Origin of the sequence: Aeromonas sp. R7-2 (assembly GCF_040908105.1) — a bacterium.
Taxonomy (GTDB): Bacteria; Pseudomonadota; Gammaproteobacteria; order Enterobacterales; family Aeromonadaceae; genus Aeromonas; species Aeromonas caviae.
This window is the reverse complement of the sequence record NZ_JBFODC010000032.1, coordinates 1-17084: the sequence shown is the minus strand read 5'-3', so window position 1 is coordinate 17084 and position 17084 is coordinate 1. Positions and strand designations below refer to the sequence as shown.

15 protein-coding genes are annotated in these 17084 nt (G+C 62.1%); 9 read left to right on the top strand and 6 right to left on the bottom strand.

Annotated elements, in window-relative coordinates:
* Positions 1-20: 20 nt before the first annotated feature.
* The gene (plsB, locus tag AB5Y47_RS12990) at positions 21-2444 is read right to left on the bottom strand and encodes a glycerol-3-phosphate 1-O-acyltransferase PlsB (RefSeq protein ID WP_010672443.1); all 2424 of its coding nucleotides are present in this window, start codon (positions 2442-2444) and stop codon (positions 21-23) included.
* Between the two features lie 204 nt (positions 2445-2648).
* Here plsB and lexA point away from each other — a divergent pair, with 204 nt between their 5' ends.
* The 4 genes from lexA to dinF all read left to right on the top strand — a co-directional run bounded on the left by lexA (position 2649) and on the right by dinF (position 6118).
* Positions 2649-3275, top strand: coding sequence for a transcriptional repressor LexA (gene lexA / locus AB5Y47_RS12985; protein WP_010672444.1), 627 nt, complete (start codon positions 2649-2651; stop codon positions 3273-3275).
* A gap of 431 nt (positions 3276-3706) precedes the next feature.
* Positions 3707-3916, top strand: a complete 210-nt coding sequence (locus tag AB5Y47_RS12980) for a hypothetical protein (protein ID WP_080560358.1) — start codon at positions 3707-3709, stop codon at positions 3914-3916.
* Positions 3917-4106: 190 nt separating this feature from the next.
* A complete protein-coding gene (locus tag AB5Y47_RS12975; RefSeq protein WP_043155663.1) occupies positions 4107-4733 on the top strand; it encodes an SCO family protein in 627 nt (208 codons plus the stop codon).
* A 14-nt stretch (positions 4734-4747) separates the two neighbouring features.
* On the top strand, positions 4748-6118 hold the full coding sequence (dinF, locus tag AB5Y47_RS12970; protein ID WP_049636981.1) for an MATE family efflux transporter DinF: 1371 nt from the start codon (positions 4748-4750) through the stop codon (positions 6116-6118).
* 31 nt (positions 6119-6149) lie between these two features.
* Here dinF and trmL read toward each other — a convergent pair whose 3' ends face one another.
* From trmL to AB5Y47_RS12955, 3 genes are all read right to left on the bottom strand, one after another.
* A complete protein-coding gene (gene trmL, locus AB5Y47_RS12965) occupies positions 6150-6614 on the bottom strand; it encodes a tRNA (uridine(34)/cytosine(34)/5-carboxymethylaminomethyluridine(34)-2'-O)-methyltransferase TrmL (protein ID WP_039041146.1) in 465 nt (154 codons plus the stop codon).
* 70 nt (positions 6615-6684) lie between these two features.
* Positions 6685-8040 (bottom strand): ATP-binding protein, encoded by a 1356-nt coding sequence (locus tag AB5Y47_RS12960; protein ID WP_043155667.1) that lies wholly within the window; start codon positions 8038-8040, stop codon positions 6685-6687.
* Positions 8037-8729: a response regulator gene (locus AB5Y47_RS12955; RefSeq protein ID WP_043155668.1), complete on the bottom strand. Its 693-nt coding sequence runs from the start codon at positions 8727-8729 to the stop codon at positions 8037-8039. Before AB5Y47_RS12955 ends, AB5Y47_RS12960 begins: the two co-directional genes overlap by 4 nt.
* Positions 8730-8816: 87 nt before the next feature.
* Here AB5Y47_RS12955 and AB5Y47_RS12950 point away from each other — a divergent pair, with 87 nt between their 5' ends.
* The 4 genes from AB5Y47_RS12950 to AB5Y47_RS12935 all read left to right on the top strand — a co-directional run bounded on the left by AB5Y47_RS12950 (position 8817) and on the right by AB5Y47_RS12935 (position 12249).
* Entirely contained in the window at positions 8817-9728 is a 912-nt protein-coding gene (locus AB5Y47_RS12950) for a cation diffusion facilitator family transporter (RefSeq protein WP_043155671.1), read from the top strand.
* Between the two features lie 8 nt (positions 9729-9736).
* Complete coding sequence (gene cysE, locus AB5Y47_RS12945) at positions 9737-10516, top strand: serine O-acetyltransferase (RefSeq protein WP_010672452.1); 780 nt, start codon at positions 9737-9739, stop codon at positions 10514-10516.
* Between the two features lie 21 nt (positions 10517-10537).
* Positions 10538-11818, top strand: a complete 1281-nt coding sequence (locus AB5Y47_RS12940; protein ID WP_010672453.1) for a hypothetical protein — start codon at positions 10538-10540, stop codon at positions 11816-11818.
* Between the two features lie 221 nt (positions 11819-12039).
* Positions 12040-12249 carry a cell division protein ZapB gene (locus AB5Y47_RS12935; protein ID WP_010672454.1) on the top strand — a complete coding sequence of 70 codons (210 nt, stop codon included), beginning with the start codon at positions 12040-12042 and terminating at the stop codon, positions 12247-12249.
* A 72-nt stretch (positions 12250-12321) separates the two neighbouring features.
* Here AB5Y47_RS12935 and elbB read toward each other — a convergent pair whose 3' ends face one another.
* Positions 12322-12972 carry an isoprenoid biosynthesis glyoxalase ElbB gene (gene elbB / locus AB5Y47_RS12930; protein ID WP_124244667.1) on the bottom strand — a complete coding sequence of 217 codons (651 nt, stop codon included), beginning with the start codon at positions 12970-12972 and terminating at the stop codon, positions 12322-12324.
* Positions 12973-13373: 401 nt separating this feature from the next.
* Between elbB and polA the strand changes: the two genes are divergently transcribed.
* Positions 13374-16127 (top strand): DNA polymerase I, encoded by a 2754-nt coding sequence (polA, locus tag AB5Y47_RS12925; protein ID WP_368220288.1) that lies wholly within the window; start codon positions 13374-13376, stop codon positions 16125-16127.
* 80 nt (positions 16128-16207) lie between these two features.
* Here the strand turns inward: polA and AB5Y47_RS12920 are convergent, their stop codons facing one another.
* The gene (locus AB5Y47_RS12920; protein ID WP_049636982.1) at positions 16208-16747 is read right to left on the bottom strand and encodes a gamma carbonic anhydrase family protein; all 540 of its coding nucleotides are present in this window, start codon (positions 16745-16747) and stop codon (positions 16208-16210) included.
* Positions 16748-17084: the final 337 nt, after the last annotated feature.

Genomic DNA, 17084 nt, shown 5'->3' with positions numbered 1-17084 from the left:
TTTTGTTGGGTGTCGACGCCTCAGAGCCGGTTGCCCGCCTGGATGGTGCGGCGGATCTTGTTGCTGAGCAGCGGCACTATGTTGTCGGCCAATGCCTGGAAGCGGCCGAGATCCGGTTTGCAGCCCGGATCCAGATAGCCTTCGCTGCGCAGGGTGTGGATCAGGGTGCTGAACAGCTTCTGGTCGAAGAACTCGGGGGCGTTGATGCCGTGCAGGGTGCCGAGGCGCTCCGCCATCATCAGGCCGTCCGCTTCCAGTTGCTCCGCCTCGATGTGGGGTTGGGCCAGCATGCGGGTCAGCACGATGGCGTAGCGTTGCAGGGTCTCCTGGATGCTTTCGGCCAAGAGCAGCAGGCGCATCTGGTTGCCGGGGTTGACCCAGTAGCCGCCGTCGCGTGCCTCGACCAGTTGCTGGCGTAACAGCTCGGCCAGCAGGGCATCGATCAGCTCCGGCAGCTCGTCCTCTTCATAGCGCAGGAAGAGTTCGGTCTTGAGCAGGGGGTAGATGTCGACACAGCGGGCGACGATCTCGCTGCGGGAGATCCCCTCGCACCGCTCGATCAGGGCCGCCACCAGGGAGGGCATGGCGAACAGGTGCAGTATGTTGTTGCGGTAGTAGGTGAGCAGGATCGCCTGATAGCGGTCCAGGCTGATGATCTGGCCCAGCTTGTCCTCGCTCACCTCGAACTTGTTGAGCTCCATCGCCTGCTCCAGCAGGGTCCTGGCGTCCTCGTCCGGCATGGTGCTGTGCGGGCTGTAGGGCACCTGCTTGAGCAGGTCCAGATAGGTGTTGAGCTGGGCCTGGAGTTCGTCCCGGGTCAGGGCGTGGCGCTCGGCGGCCAGCAGGGCCAGGGCACTCAGGGTCAGGCCGTTGACGGCGGCGGCATCGTTGATGCGGGTCATCAGCAGCTCGGCCAACTGGTTGACGGTGGAGGCCATCCACTCGGGACGTTCCTCCCGGCCGATGCTCTCCTTCCAGGTGGGTACATGTTCGCCGAGGTAGCTGTTGAGGGTCAGCGGCTCGCCGAAATTGACGAAGCCACGGCCATAGTTGCGCAGCTTGCGCAGGATGCCGAGCACCTGCAGGAAGCTCTCCTTCTCCTTGCGGCTCCCCTTGAGTTCGTTGTGGTAGGTGTTCACCTCCATCACGTGCTCGTAGCCGAGGTAGACGGGGACCAGGGTCACCGGCCTGTCCAGCCCGCGCATCATGGCCTGCAGGGTCATGGCCAGCATGCCGGTCTTGGGGGGCAGCAGGCGACCGGTACGCGAACGCCCGCCCTCGGTGAAGAACTCCACCGAGTAGCCCTTGGCAAACAGCAGGTTGAGGTACTCCCGGAATACCGTGCTGTAGAGCGGATTGCCCTTGAAGGTGCGGCGGATGAAGAAGGCGCCGCCGTGGCGGAAGATGGGGCCCGCCGGCCAGAAGTTGAGGTTGATGCCCGCCGCGATGTGGGGCGGCACCATGCCCTGGTGGTAGATGACGTAGGAGAGCAGCAGGTAATCCATGTGGCTGCGATGGCAGGGGACGTAGACGATCTCGTGCCCTTCCTGGGCGAGCTGGCGCACCTGCTCTGCTCCGTTGACCGAGAGGCCGCGATAGAGCTTGTTCCACAGCCAGCCGAGGAAACTCTCCCCGAGGCGGATCAACCGATAGGAGAAATTGGAGGCGATCTCGTCCATGTAGCCGTGGGCACGCTTTTGCGCCTTCTCCAGGCTGATCCCTTCCCGTCTGGCCTCCTCCTCGATGGCCTGCTGGATCACGCTCGAATCCAGCAGTTGCTTGAACAGCAGGTTGCGGTTCGGCAACTTGGGTCCGGTGGCGGCCAGCTGTTGGCGGCTGAAGTGGGTGCGGGCCACCCGCGCCAGCTTGTGGGCGATGGCCTCGTCGGTGCCGTGCTTGTCCGCCATGTAGCGCAGGGAGAGGGGCGGGGAGAAGCGCACCAGGTTCTCGCGCCCTTTCAGGATCACGATCAGCGCCTTCTTCAGGCGGTTTGGCGCCAGGCTGCTGATGATGTTCCAGCCGGAGGCCTCCTCGCCTTCCCGGCCCGGGGCGCGGCCCCAGAACAGGGTGACGGGGACCACCTGGATATCCAGCGCCGGATCCTGCTTGTGCAGGTCCAGCAGCTGGTGGAACTCCTGCAGGAAGGGGAGCGGCTTGTTGCGCGTGCCGAACAGGGGAGGCGGACGATCCAGACAGACGTAGCGTGGCAGCAGTTGACCGTTCAGCTCCAGCGGCGTGAAGGGGCCGGGCAGGCCGAGATCCTCGCAGCACTGTTGCAGGGTCATCAGGTCGGTGATCGAGCTGGTCTTCAGGGCATAGACGATGGGTCTGGCCGGATCCAGCTTGAGCTCGGTGATGGGGTTTTCCGGTAGGCTCTTGTGATTGACCAAGCCGCTGACCGGCCATTGCAGGATGGCTCTGGATATCTTCTGTCCAAGGGACATGTGCGTCTGCTCTCCAAAAAAATGCGGCGTGAGCATAGCAAATCACCGGCTGCTTGTCGCCGAGAGGTACGATGAGTCGGCACTTCAGAGCAGGGGGAGGGACAAATGTGCGTCGGGTCGCGACAAATGCCAGTTGCGCCTTGCCTTGGCCCCAGCACTGTATATACTGCCAGTGTGCTGTATAAAAAGACAGGTGCCCATGCTATGAAACCCCTTACCCCTCGCCAGGCTGAAGTACTCGAGCTCATCAAGGCGAACATGAACGAGACCGGCATGCCGCCGACTCGCGCCGAGATTGCCCAGAAGCTTGGCTTCAAGTCGGCCAACGCGGCCGAAGAACATCTGAAGGCCCTGGCCAAAAAAGGGGTCATCGAGATCATGCCGGGTACGTCCCGCGGCATTCGTCTGCTGCTCGAAGAAGAGGACGTGCAGCCTGAAGAAAACGGCCTGCCACTGATTGGCAAGGTGGCGGCCGGGGAACCCATCCTGGCCCAGGAACACATCGAGAGCCACTACCAGGTGGATCCCGCCCTGTTCCACCCGCGGGCAGACTTCCTGCTGCGGGTGCAGGGCATGAGCATGAAGAACATCGGCATCATGGACGGGGACCTGCTGGCGGTACACAAGACCCAGGAGGTACGCAACGGCCAGGTCGTGGTGGCACGTCTGGACGAAGACGTCACCGTCAAGCGCTTCCAGCGCAAGGGCAGCCAGGTGTGGCTGCTGCCGGAAAACGAAGAGCTCTCCCCCATCGAGGTGGATCTCGCCAGTCAGCACCTTACCATAGAGGGCCTGGCGGTCGGCGTGATCCGCAACGCCGACTGGATGTAAGCATCCGATGCGATGAAGAGGCCTCCTGCGGGAGGCCTCTTCATTTTCATCTGCCGATGGCATCTTCCTCCCCACCTTTTCGCTTCTCCTTCCTGTGCGCACAGTCTCGCCGCACGACATGCATTTCGGATATATCCTTTGATAAGGCCCCTGTCATGGTCGGTGATCAGGGAAGGGGGAGTCGCACCGGGCAGTACGCCATGGCAGGGATGCATGATCGCCGAGTCGGTGCGCAGAAGGGAGAGTCGCCTCAGACTGGGGACTCGTACAGTCAGTACGCTGCCGTGGTTGGTTCGTCGTTGGGGACAAAGAGACCCGTCAGCGTGACCTGTTGAGCAAGGAGGACAGGTATGGCTTCAAGCTCGCCGTGGGATCCGGTGCCGGCCGCAGCGCCCGCATCTTCCATCACCCGATTCATCAAGGGCAGTCGGATGACATGGTTCTATGCGCTCTGGGTCTATCACAAGGGAGATGGTTGGACCATCTGGCTTGGGTGCCCCAAAGACAAGATTGTCCGCCTGGTTCGTCTGTTTCGCCGTCATCACGACATCGGATTGCCGGATGAGCCCTGGACTGCCCCCGTCATCCCGCTGCGCGTCCCCCTGAGACGTGCCCAGCCGCAGCACAGGCTGCGGCCCTGATCCCTCTTCCTGTACAGACAAGAGCCCCGCCAGAGCGGGGCTCTTGTTTTGGCGCCGATGCGGCTGATCCATGGCACAGACGCTTTCCCGCCGGGATGCAAGACTAGCCAGCGGCGGGGGTGGGCGGGTTACAATGACCCCTACCGGTTTTGCCCCCTGGGCTTCTAACATAAGCAAGGCTTTGTTTTATATGGTTAAACCACGTTTTTACCTGCTGCTGTTGCTGTTCATCGGCGCCATTGCTGCGACTTATTACTGGAGTCAGCCCGCGGTGCCGGAACAGGCCGATTACTACCCGGCGGGGCGAGACATCAACCCGTTTACCCTCACGGATGCGGATGCACAGCCCTTTACCCCTGCCAACCTGACGGGACACTGGAGCTTTCTGTTCATCGGCTACACCTACTGCCCGGATGTCTGTCCGACCACGCTGGCGGATCTGCGCAGCGTCTATCCGGCGTTGAAGAAGATAGCCCCCACTAGCCAGGTGGTATTCATCTCGGCGGATCCCCAGCGGGATGACAGCGCCCGCCTGAAGAGCTATACCGCCTTCTTCGAGCCCGAGTTCAAGGCGGCGACCGCACCTCACAGTGCCCTCTTTCCTCTGGTCCGCAATCTGGGGCTGGTCTATTCCATCGTGGAAGGGGATCGCAAGGACTACCTGATCGACCACTCCGCCTCCATCGTGCTGATCAACCCCGAGGGGAAGCTGGTGGCCACCTTCCGACCCAAAGTGGCACCGGGTGAGGTGCCCCACGTGGACATGCAGGCCATGGTGGCCGACTTCGCGCGCATCGTGCGGCTGGCTGGCGAGTGATCCCGGCGCGCACCATGCTGATTCCCGCCTGGCTGAAGGATCCTCGCCGCCACAGAGCCGTCTTCGCCCTGGCCCTGCCCATGGTGTTCTCCAACGTCACCACACCCTTGCTGGGGTTGGTGGACACCTGGGTGATCGGTCATCTTGGCCAGGCCTGGTTTCTCGGCGGCGTGTCGGTCGGTGCGACCTTCATCAATCTGCTGTTCTGGCTGCTTGGCTTCCTGCGCATGTCCACCACAGGGCTGACTGCCCAGGCTCAGGGTGCAGCCCATGCCGAAGGGCAGCTCGACACCCTGGCGCGGGCCCTGGGCTTGGCGATCGGACTGGGCATGGCGCTGTTGCTCCTGTTGCTGCCGTTCCTGCCTGCCATCATCGCCCTCGGTGGCGGCTCTTCCGAGGTACAGACCTATGCCGGTCAGTATGTATCGGTGCGGATCTGGAGCGCCCCGGCGGCCTTGTGCAATCTGGTCATCATGGGGTGGTTGCTGGGCATGCAGGATGCACGCAGTCCCATGCTGCTGCTGATCCTGGGCAATCTCGTCAACATGGTGCTGGACGCCTGGTTCGTGCTGGGATTGGGCTGGCAGGTGAAAGGGGTGGCCGCAGCATCCCTGCTGGCGGATTACAGCACGCTCGGGGTGGGGTTCTGGCTGGTGAGCCGGCATCTGCGCCGACTTGATCCCGGGGTGTGGCACAACGCCTGGCAGCGCTGGCGCCAGTGGCCGGCCCTGCTGCGGCTGCTCGCCCTGAACCGGGATATTTTCATCCGCTCCCTGTGCCTGCAACTCTGCTTCGTGTTCATGACTCTCCAGGGGGCCAGGCTGGGGGATGTGGCGGTGGCCGCCAATGCGGTGCTGCTCAATTTCCTGATGCTGATTTCCTACGGGCTGGATGGATTTGCCTATGCGGTGGAAGCCATGGTAGGGCGCGCCATCGGGCGGCGCGATCGGCCGCTGCTGCGAGAGGCCATCGTCCTCAATCTGGGCTGGGCGCTGCTGATCGCCCTGGCATTCACCCTCTCGTTTGCCCTGGGGGGCCACTGGCTCATCCGCCACATTACCGACATACCGGCGGTGATCGCCGAGGCGCAACGTCAGCTCCCCTGGCTGGTGGCCATGCCGCTGCTGGCGGTCTGGTGCTTCCTGCTGGACGGGGTCTTTATCGGCGCCACCCGGGCCCGGGAGATGCGCAACAGCATGCTGGTGGCGGTGTTTGCCGGCTTCTTTCCCATCTGGTGGCTCTGCCAGGGATGGGGTGTGGCGGCCCTGTGGGCCGCCATGAGTGCCCTGATGGCAGGTCGTGGCTTGACGCTGGGCTGGCTCTGCTGGCGACTGGAGCGGGGTGGACGGCTGCTGGCGGGGCAGGGGACGGCGCAGTCAGTCTGAATCCTGGCCGCCTTGCCAATATCGTCAGCGGTCAGAGCGAGCCTGAATAGTCGAACTGTCGCCAGCTCTCGTAGACGAACACCGCGACGGCGTTGGCCAGATTCATGCTGCGGCTCTGGGGCAGCATGGGAATGCGCAGCCGCTGCTCGAATGGCAGGCTCTCGATGATCTCCATGGGCAGGCCTCGGCTCTCGGGCCCGAACAGCAGGGCGTCACCGGGGGCAAACCGGGCCGCCGAGTGGGCGGTGCGTCCCTTGGTGGTGCAGGCAAAGACCCGTTGGGGGGCGACGGCCGCCAGAAACGCCTCATAGTCAGGCCAGCGCTTGACGTCGGCAAACTCGTGATAGTCGAGCCCGGCCCGCTTGACCCGTTTGTCATCCCACTCGAACCCCAGGGGCTCTATCAGGTGCAACCGGTAGCCGGTATTGGCGCAGAGGCGAATGATGTTGCCGGTGTTGGGGGGGATTTCCGGTTGGTAGAGCACGATATCGAGCATGGAAGGATCCTGGACTGGTGCGAAACGGGCGCCAGCATACCCAGCACCCGTGCCGATGAAAAGGGGGAGGTCAGGGCATGGGCAGACGGATGGTGATGACCAGTCCGGTCGGCTGATTGCTGCTGGCCCGGATGGTCCCCCCATGACGCTGGATCGCCTCGGCGGCGATGGCAAGGCCGAGACCAGTGCCCCCGGTCTTGGTGTTGCGGGCATCGTCCACCCGAAAGAAGGGCAGGAACAACCGGGGCTGCTGCTCCACCGGCACGCCAGGGCCGTCATCCCGTATGGTCATCACCCATTCCCGTCCCTCCCGGTACCAGTCCACCTTGATGAACTCGCGGGCATACTTGAGGGCGTTGCGCAGGGGATTTTCCAGGGCGCGCGCCAGCAGTTCCGGCCACATGGTGAGGGATTCGGCGGGCAGGGAAGGGAGCCTGAGCTGTTTGCCGTTCTGGTTTGCCTCGAACATGGCGTCATCCAGGATGGGCTCCAGCAGCTCCGCCAGGGGCAGCGTCACCGGCGCCTCCACATGTTGCTGCACCCGCGACAGATCCAGCAGATCCCCTATCAGCTTGTCGAGCCGGGCTATCTCCCCTTCGATGCGCGCCAGCTCGGCGCTGTCCCCCTGCTTGCGGCGGATCAGCGCCTGTGCGAGCTGGATGCGGGTCAGGGGGCTGCGCAGCTCGTGGGAGATGTCGGAGAGCAGCTGCTTCTGCTTCTGGATCATGTCCTTGAGGGTATCGACCATGCGACTGACATGTTCGGCCAGCTGGCCTATCTCGTCGCGCCGCCCCAGGTTGGGGATCTGTATTTCCAGGTTGCCCTGGGCGAGTTGGGAGACCGACTGCTGCAACTGCAGTATGGGGCGGGTCAGGCGCCAGGCGAGCAACAGACAGAGCGGGGTGCTGACCAGCATGGCGATGCCCAGGATCTGGATGGGGTGATCCAGGATCTGGATGAAGAGGAACAGGTAGGAGTTTTCGACGTTCAGACCGAAATAGACGTGATAGGTCTGGCCGTGATGGACCATCTGGAAGGGGCCGGCGATGGCGCGCTGGTGTTCGCTGCCCAGCATGGGCTTGGCCGGGTTGTCCGAGTCGAGCATGAAACGGATCACGAACTTGCTCAGCCGGGTGCTGGACTGCATCTGCCCCTTGGCATCGCGTAGATAGATGTTGTCCACCGGCAAGAGGCCCGCGGCATCGATGGCCTTGGCCAGATCGAAATCCTGCTCGGGATCCGCGCCCCGTTGCAGCGCCGCCAGGTTGTTGTTGAGACGGGTGACCTCGTGGGCCGGCAGCGGGATGATATTGCGGGGGTCCAGGGTGGGGAGGATCACCACCGCGGCCACGACCAGCAGCAGGATGAACCAGAACCAGAGGAAGATCTGGGTGGACAGGCCGTTGAAGGTGCGGGCCGATTTCATGCCTGCTCCAGCCACAGGTAGCCTCGTCCCCGCACCGTCTTGAAGCGGGGCTGGCCGTCGGCCCGCTCCGGCAGCTTCTTGCGCAGGTTGCTCAGGTGCATGTCGATGGCCCGATCGAAGGGTTCGAGCTTCTTGCCCAGCACCTGCTCGGAGAGCAGGCCCTTGCTGACGATCTGGCCCGGATTGCGCAGCAGGCACTCCAGCAGGCCGAACTCGGTGGCGGTGAGTTCCAGCAACTGATCGTCGCAGCGAGCCTGTTGCAGGCCGGGCTGCAGCACCAGATCCATGAATCTCAGCTCGTCCGGGGCTCCGCGCTGGGGAGCCTGGCTCTGGGTTCGACGCAGGATGGCGCGCACCCGGGCCAGCAGCTCCCTGTCGTCGAACGGCTTGGCGAGATAGTCGTCGGCACCGGCCTCCAGCCCGTTGACCCGATCCTGGCTGTCGCCACGGGCGGTCAGCATCAACACCGGGGTGTCGTGGGTCTTGCGCAGCCGGGTCAGCATCGCGAAACCGTTGAGTCTGGGCATCATGACGTCCAGCAGCACCAGGTCGAAAGCCTGTTCTGCCAGTCGCAGCAATCCCTCTTCCCCATCCTCGGCGACGGTGACCTCAAACCCCTCCAGGGTCAGGATTTCGGTGAGCAGCTGGGTCAGTTCGAGATCGTCGTCGACCAGGAGTATTTTGTTCATCTGGGAGTCACTCTGTTGATTTTGCACGCCAAACTGACGTCCGGGTCAGGGTATAATAAGTTTTTACGCGTCGGAGGAAAGCCGGTTTTGAGCCACCAACACTATTCCCGCTGGGTCACCCTGGCCAGCATGGCCGCTGTGACCACCGCCACCCTGCTCATCCTGGGCAAACTGATCGCCTGGCTGATGACGGATTCATCCAGCCTGCTGGCATCCCTGACCGATTCCTTCATGGACATCAGCGCCTCTCTCATCAATCTGCTGGCCATCCGTTATGCGCTGGCCCCTGCCGACGAAGAGCATCGCTTCGGCCACGGCAAGGCGGAGTCCCTGGCGGGTCTGGTGCAGTCGGCCTTCATCTCGGGGTCCGCCTTGCTGCTGGTGATGCACGGCATCTCGTCGATGCTGAATCAGGTGCCCGTGGTGCGCCTGGAGGCCGGGATCTGGGTCAGCGTCGGCTCCATCGTGCTGACCCTGCTGCTGGTGAGCTTCCAGGGCTTTGTCATCCGCAAGACCAACAGTGTGGCCATCAAGGCCGACATGCTGCACTACCGTTCCGACCTGCTGCTCAATGGCGGCGTGCTGGTGGCACTGGTGCTGGCGGGGCAGGGGTGGTACTGGGCCGACGGCCTGTTTGCCATTCTGATCGGTCTATTCCTGGTGTGGGGGGCTGTCCATATCGGCTACGAATCGGTGCAGGCCCTGCTCGATCGTCAGTTGCCAGAGGAGGAACAAGCGAGAATAATGGCCCTCTGCTGCGCCGTAGAGGGGGTGCATGGCGTACATGACCTGCGTACCCGCCAATCCGGGCCGACCCGTTTCGTGCAGTTGCATCTGGAACTCGATGATCAACTGCCTCTGGTCAGGGCCCATCAGATAGCCGACGAGGCTGAACTGGCCGTCCGCCAGGCCTTCGAGCGGATGGATGTGATCATTCACATGGACCCCATCTCGGTGCTGACAAAAGAACGACAAAGCACTCACCCTGAACAACAGTAGGCTGCAACATGGATGATCTGGTTGCCAGAACCTGGCAAAAAATTCAGCAGGAAGCGCAGAGCATGGCGGCCCAGGAGCCCATGCTGGCCAGCTTCTTTCATTCCACCATTCTCAATCACCGGGATTTGCGCTCGGCGCTGAGCTTCCAGCTCGCCAACAAGCTCGACAGCACCACCATGCCTGCCATCGCCTTGCGGGAAGTGATCGAGCTGGCCCTGCGCAGCGAGCCCGAGCTGCTGGCCGCAGTGGCCGCCGACATCTGCGCGGTGCAGGATCGCGACCCGGCGGTCGACCTCTTCTCCACCCCGCTGCTCTACCTCAAGGGATTCCATGCTCTTCAGGGGTATCGGGTGGCCAACTGGCTGTGGCGTCAGGGACGCCGTGCCCTGGCGCTCTATCTGCAAAACCAGATCTCCGTGGTGTTCGGCGTGGATGTACACCCGGCCGCCCGCATCGGCAAGGGCATCATGTTTGACCATGCCACCGGTATCGTGGTCGGCGAAACCGCCGTCATCGAGAACGACGTCTCCATCCTTCAGAGTGTGACTCTGGGGGGGACCGGCAAGGAGAGTGGCGATCGTCACCCCAAAATCCGGGAAGGGGTGATGATAGGGGCGGGGGCCAAGGTGCTCGGCAACATCGAGGTGGGCGTCGGCGCCAAGATCGGTGCCGGCAGCGTGGTGATCAACCCGGTGCCGCCTCACACCACGGTCGCTGGCGTGCCCGCCAGGATTGTGGGCCGCCCCGAGTGCGACAAACCTTCCCTGGACATGGATCAGTGCCTCTGATCCCCTGACCGAGGCCGTTGTATGGTCAAGCGCTGGTCAGGCTTTCTGATCCTGGGGATGTGGCTGCTCAACCTGCTGCACCTTTATCTGGACTTCTCCCCCTGGCCCGCCGCCATCGCGGCCTGGGCCGCCTCCCTGCTCACCTGGCCCTGGCTGGTGGGTGCCGCACGGCGCCAGGCGCTGGCCCTCTACGGCGCGGCGCTCCTGCTGCTGCTCTTTTCCTGGTGGCGGGGGGCCAGCCTCAGCCCAGGTGACTGGCTCTTGCCGAACATCAACATGCTGACCATGTTTGCCGCAGTGAGCACCCTCAATCTGGCTACCTCCGGCCTCTTGACCGGCACCGCCTCCTGGTCCGGTCGCAAGGGGCTGTGGAGCACCATGGCCAGCCTCAATCTACTGGGGGCCGTCATCAATCTTTCGGTGCTCTTCATCATCGGCGATCGGCTGGAGCGCAACGGGACGCTGGAGCGGCGTCAGGTCATGGTGCTGAGCCGGATCTTCTGTGCGGCTGCATTTTGGTCCCCCTTCTTCGTCGCCATGGCAGTGGCCCTCACCTATGCACCGGGTCTGCAATTGGGCAGCATACTGCCTTTTGGCATACTGGCGGCCTTGCTGGCCATGGGGCTGACGGCCTGGCAGGTAGAGCGGCTCGGCGTGGAGACCTTTGAAGGTTATCCGCTGCGGCTCCAGACCTTGGGGCTACCGGTGACCCTGGCACTGCTGGTGCTGGTGATCCACCGTTTCTGGCCCGGACTCAGCATTCTGGCGGTGATCGCCCTGGTGGCGCCCTTGCTGGCCTTGCTGTTCATGCCGCAAGCGGGGCGAGGGGCTGCTCTCAAGCGCCAGGTGGTTGAGCGCTTCCCGGCCATCGGTGGCCAGCTTGTGCTGTTTCTGGGGGCCGGCCTGCTGGCGGCTGGCATCAACAGCGCGCTGTCAGTACTGGACTTTGGCAGTGGCCACGGCCTGCCGCTGTTCAACCACTTCGGCTGGCTGGAAGCCTGTCTGACCCTGCTGCTGATCTTCCTGGTGGCCATAGTGGGCGTGCATCCTCTCATCAGCATCTCGGGGGTGGCGCCGCTGCTCTGGCCGCTGGCACCGGATCCCAGCCTGCTTGGCATGTGCTTCCTCATGGGGTGGGGGCTGGCGACCGGGACGAGCCCGCTCTCCGGCTCCAATCTGGCACTGGCGTCCCGCTACAACCTGAGCGCCGGGCTGCTGCTGCGCTGGAACCTGCTCTACGGCCTGTTGATGTACGCCGTGGCCTGTCTGATGATGGGGGGCTTCATCGCCTTGCATGGCTGATGGCGGCATCGGCAGGAGGGCGGGTTGTGCCACGGCGGACGCCCGGGATCGAGGTTCCTGCTGCCTGCGAGAAAAACCGACGCATATTTAAGCAATACCGGGCCGCAGGGCGCATTTTGCAACGTGCTGGCTTGTTTGTGCCGAGCGCATCAGGGTATGCTGGCTCCACGCGCTTGAATCGCCCTCTGTGGGGCATCGCAATTGAACATACAGGTATGCATATGTCACTAGAAGTCCTTGAGCAACTCGAATCCAAAGTACAATCCGCCGTCGACAACATCTCCTTGCTGAAGATGGAGCTGGACGAGCTGAAAGAGCAGAACAGCAAGCTGCAAGACGAAAACCACCAACTGCGCAACGAGCACGTTGCCTGGCAAGAGCGTCTGCGTGCCCTGCTGGGCAAGATGGACCAGATGGGCGATGCCATCTGATCCCGTCTAGACTGACCGGAATGAAAGCGGGCCGCTCCTTGAGCGGCCCGCTTGTTTTGGTCTGCCGGGCAATCAGAGTGCCAGTAGCTGTTTGACGGTCTTCTCGATGCCGTCCGCCGCCTCCACAATATTGTTGGCCAGCATGTAGGCAGGAGTGGAGATGACCTTGCGCTCCTGATCCACCACGAATTCGCTCACCGGGCAGTCGAGATGACTGCCACCCATGGCTTCGATGGCGTTGGCGGCGCCCTCGTCGTTGCCAATGGTGGCCAGGGTGCCTGCCCCATAGATGAGCGGGATCATGGCCGGTGCGATGCAGATGTAGGCGGCCGGTTTGCCGGCTCTGGCAAAGCTCTGGCAAGCCTTCAGCACATCCGGCTGGATGCGGCACTCTGCGCCCTTGATGGCGAAGTCACACAGGTTCTTGGCGGCGCCGAAGCCGCCCGGCACCAGCAGGGCGTCGAAGTCGGCTGCATCCAGTTCAGCCGCATCCCTGATCTGGCCGCGACAGATGCGGGCCGCCTCGACCAGCACGTTGCGGCTCTCTCCCTCGCTGACCTCGCCGGTCAGGTGATTGATGACATGAAGCTGAGGGACATTGGGGGCGAAGCATTGAACGGATGCTCCCTGACGGGCCAGCGCCAGCAGGCTGATGACGGCCTCGTGGATTTCAGCGCCGTCAAACACGCCACAACCACTCAAGATCACGGCCACTTTTTTCATGACAGACTCCTCGTTGTTGAAAATGTGAGCCAGGGTAGATTGTTGTACTTTTGTATGGTTATCGTTCGACCTCCGCTGGTCAAGTCATCTCCCTGTGCTAGGATTGTTTCGTTTTGGATCCTGCCTCAGCACCCCTCTTGAATTTTTTTCCACATTGATCGAGATCATGATGCGTGTGTCATGTTGAGTTTTCATGATCTCAACATAGTGTTTTAAAAGATATTTTTTGTTTTAATCCACAGATTTGTCACGGCCGTGATGCAATGGTGCCATTTTTGAGCACAGAGTTATCCACAGCAATATGCCCCACCGGTGCGCCGGGGTGATGGTGGGAGTCCCCTTGGTGTGGTGCGGGCCCTGTGGCATCCTAGCGGCTGTTTATTCTTGGCAGGACGATTTTCATGGCCTCTAGCAATCCTCTTATTCTGGTCGACGGATCTTCATATCTTTACCGCGCCTTCTTTGCCTCGCAGCAGGCCGATCTGCGCACCTCGACCGGCTTGCCTAGCGGCGCCGTCCGTGTCATGGCCAACATGATGCGCAGCCTTCGCAAGCAGTACCCCGACTGCCACGTGGCCGTGGTGTTCGACGCCAAGGGCAAGACCTTCCGCGACGACATCTATCCCGAATACAAGGCAACACGCGCCAGCATGCCGGACGATCTGCGCAGCCAGGTCGCCCCTATCCACCAGATGATCAAGGCAATGGGTTTCCCCTTCCTGATGGTCGAAGGGGTGGAGGCTGACGACGTGATCGGCACCCTGGCCCGTCAGGCGACCGAGAAACAGTTGCCTGTGCTCATCAGCACCGGTGACAAGGACATGGCGCAGCTGGTCTCCGACCATGTCACCCTGATCGACACCATGAAGGATGTGAAGACCGATCGGGAAGGGGTGATCGAGAAGTTCGGCGTACCGCCCGAGCTCATCATCGATTACCTGGCGCTGATGGGGGACAAGGTGGACAACATTCCCGGCATGACAGGTGTCGGCGAGAAGACCGCACTGGCTCTGTTGCAGGGGATAGGCAGCATCGACGAGATCGCCGCCAACCTCGACAAGGTGGCGGCGCTCGGCTTCCGTGGCTCCAAGGCGTTCGCCGACAAGTTCCGCGAGCAGGAAGAGCAGGTGCGCCTTTCCTATGTGCTGGCCACCATCAAGACCGACGTGGCGCTGGAACAGAGCCTGGAAGAGTTGCAGCTTGGCCCCATCGACAAAGAGGCTCTGCTGGCGGTCTATCGCGAGTATGAGCTGCGCAACCTGATCAAAGAGCTGGAGTCCGGTGGCGCTGAGGAGAGCGAAGCCGAAAGTGATGAGGAAGGCGCCGCCCCGGCAGCCGCCATCGAAACCGACTATCGCTGCATCCTGGATGAGGCCGAATTCGACGAGTGGCTGGCACGGTTGCAGGCGGCGCCGCTGTTTGCCTTCGACACCGAGACCACCAGTCTCGACTATATGGAAGCGCGCGTCGTTGGCGTCTCCTTTGCCATCGAGCCGGGCAAGGCGGCCTACGTGCCCTTCGGCCATGATTATCTGGGAGCGCCTGTCCAGCTGAGCGAAGCGCTGGTGCTGGGCAAGCTCAAGCCGCTGCTGGAAGATCCGGCCCGTCTCAAGGTGGGGCAGAACCTCAAGTACGATCGCAACGTGCTGCTCAACCACGGTATCGAGCTGCAGGGTATCGCCTACGACACCATGCTCGAGTCCTATGTGCTCAACTCTACCGCCAGCCGCCACGACATGGATTCCCTGGCCCGCAGGTATCTGAACGTCGAGACCATCTCGTTCGAGGACATTGCTGGCAAGGGGGTCAAGCAGCTCACCTTCAACCAGATCGAGCTGGAGCAGGCGGCCCCTTACGCGGCGGAAGATGCCGACATCACCCTGCGTCTGCATCAGACGCTGTGGGGCAAGCTCTCTGCCGAGCCGGGCCTTGCCAAGGTATTCAGCGAGATCGAATTGCCGCTGCTGCCGGTTCTGGCACGGATGGAGCGACTCGGTACCACCATCGAGCCCAAGTTGCTGCACCAGCAGAGCCAGGAGATCGAAGTGCGTCTGGCAGAGCTGGAGAAGCAGGCCCATGAGCTGGCCGGGCAGGAGTTCAATCTCTCCTCGCCCAAGCAGCTTGGGGAAATCCTCTTCACCAAGCTGGGGCTGCCGATCATCAAAAAGACCCCCAAGGGAGCGCCATCCACTGCGGAAGAGGTGCTGGCCGAGCTGGCGGAGACCTATGAGCTGCCGCAACTGCTGATGGAACACCGTGGGCTGGCCAAGCTCAAGTCCACCTACACCGACAAGCTGCCTCTGATGATCAAGCCGCAGACCGGGCGGGTGCACACCTCCTATCATCAGGCGGTGGCGGCGACCGGTCGACTGTCGTCCACCGACCCCAACCTGCAGAACATTCCGGTGCGCAACGAACAGGGGCGCCGCATTCGGCAGGCCTTCATTCCGTGCGCCGGTTACAAGCTGGTGGCGGCGGATTACTCCCAGATCGAGCTGCGCATCATGGCCCACCTCTCCGGTGACAAGGGGTTGCTGACCGCCTTCGCCGAGGGCAAGGACATCCACAAGGCGACCGCCGCCGAGGTGTTCGGCGTCGCGCTCGATGCGGTGACCAGCGACATGCGTCGCAGCGCCAAGGCGATCAACTTCGGTCTCATCTATGGCATGAGCGCCTTCGGTCTGGCCAAGCAGCTGGGTATCGGCCGTGCCGAGGCGCAGAAGTACATGGATCTCTACTTCGAGCGCTACCCGGGGGTGCTGGAGTACATGGAGCGTACCCGCCAGCAGGCGGACGCCCAGGGCTATGTCGAAACCCTGTTTGGCCGTCGCCTCTATCTGCCGGATATCAAGTCCCGCAACGCCGGTCTGCGCAAGGCGGCCGAACGGGCCGCCATCAACGCACCTATGCAGGGCACCGCTGCCGACATCATCAAGCGCGCCATGATCAACGTGGATGGCTGGATCCGGGGCATTGAAGACGAGTCGATCCGCATGTTGATGCAGGTACACGATGAACTAGTGTTCGAGATCCGCGAAGAGAAGCTGGAAGAGTACATCGCCCTCATCAAAGAGAAGATGTCGGGTGCGGCCGAACTGGATGTGCCGCTGGTCGTGGAAGCGGGTACTGGTGACAACTGGGATCAGGCCCACTGATCCTGACCACAGTGATTGGCTAGCTATAGTAAGCAGAGAAGCCCGGCATCATGCCGGGCTTCCTGTTTGTGGCTGCAGGGTCAGGCCTCTTGCAGGTATTCATCCTTGAGCAGCACATAATTGTCGGCCGAGGTCTTCAGGAAGGCGATCTCGGCCGGCTTGAGAGGGCGGGCCTGCTTGACGGGATTGCCCATATAAAGAAAGCCGGCCTCGAGCCGCTTGCCTGGTGGCACCAGGCTGCCCGCCCCGATCATCACATCGTCTTCAACGATCACCCCATCCAGCAGGATAGCACCCATGCCGACCAGTACCCGGTCGCCTATGGTGCAGCCATGCAGCATCGCCTTGTGTCCGACCGTGACATCTTCGCCGATAAGCAGCGGATAGCCGCCAGGGTTGCTGGCACTCTTGCGGGTCAGGTGCAGCACTGTACCGTCCTGAATGTTGCTGCGCGCACCGATGTGGATATGGTTGACGTCCCCTCTGGCGGCCACCATGGGCCAGATGCTCGCATCGTCGCCCAGCTGGATATCCCCCACCAGGGTGGCGCAGGGATCCACATATACCCGATTGCCCAGTTGCGGGCATTTTCCCTTGTAAGGTCTTAGTCGCAAGTCCATCTTGGCCTCCTTGTTTTCGGCCATTCTAGCAAGACGACACCGGTTTCTGTGGATAAGTTTGTATAAAAGCTGTGCTTGGATATGAATAACTAAAAAAGTGCCGATTTTTGCAATTTTATTGCATGGGAGGGGTTGCCAGAACGAATTCGCTCCCTATAATGCGCCTCCATCGACAGGGCAAGCGGCAACGCAAACAAGCCGGTCGGTAGCCTCGAAAAGCCTTTGAAAATAAGGCTTGACTCGAGAAGGCGGTTGAGTAGAATGCCACTCCCGCAGCAGCCAAAAGCTGCGTCGCTCTTTAACAATTTGAATCAAGCAATCTGTGTGGGCACTCACA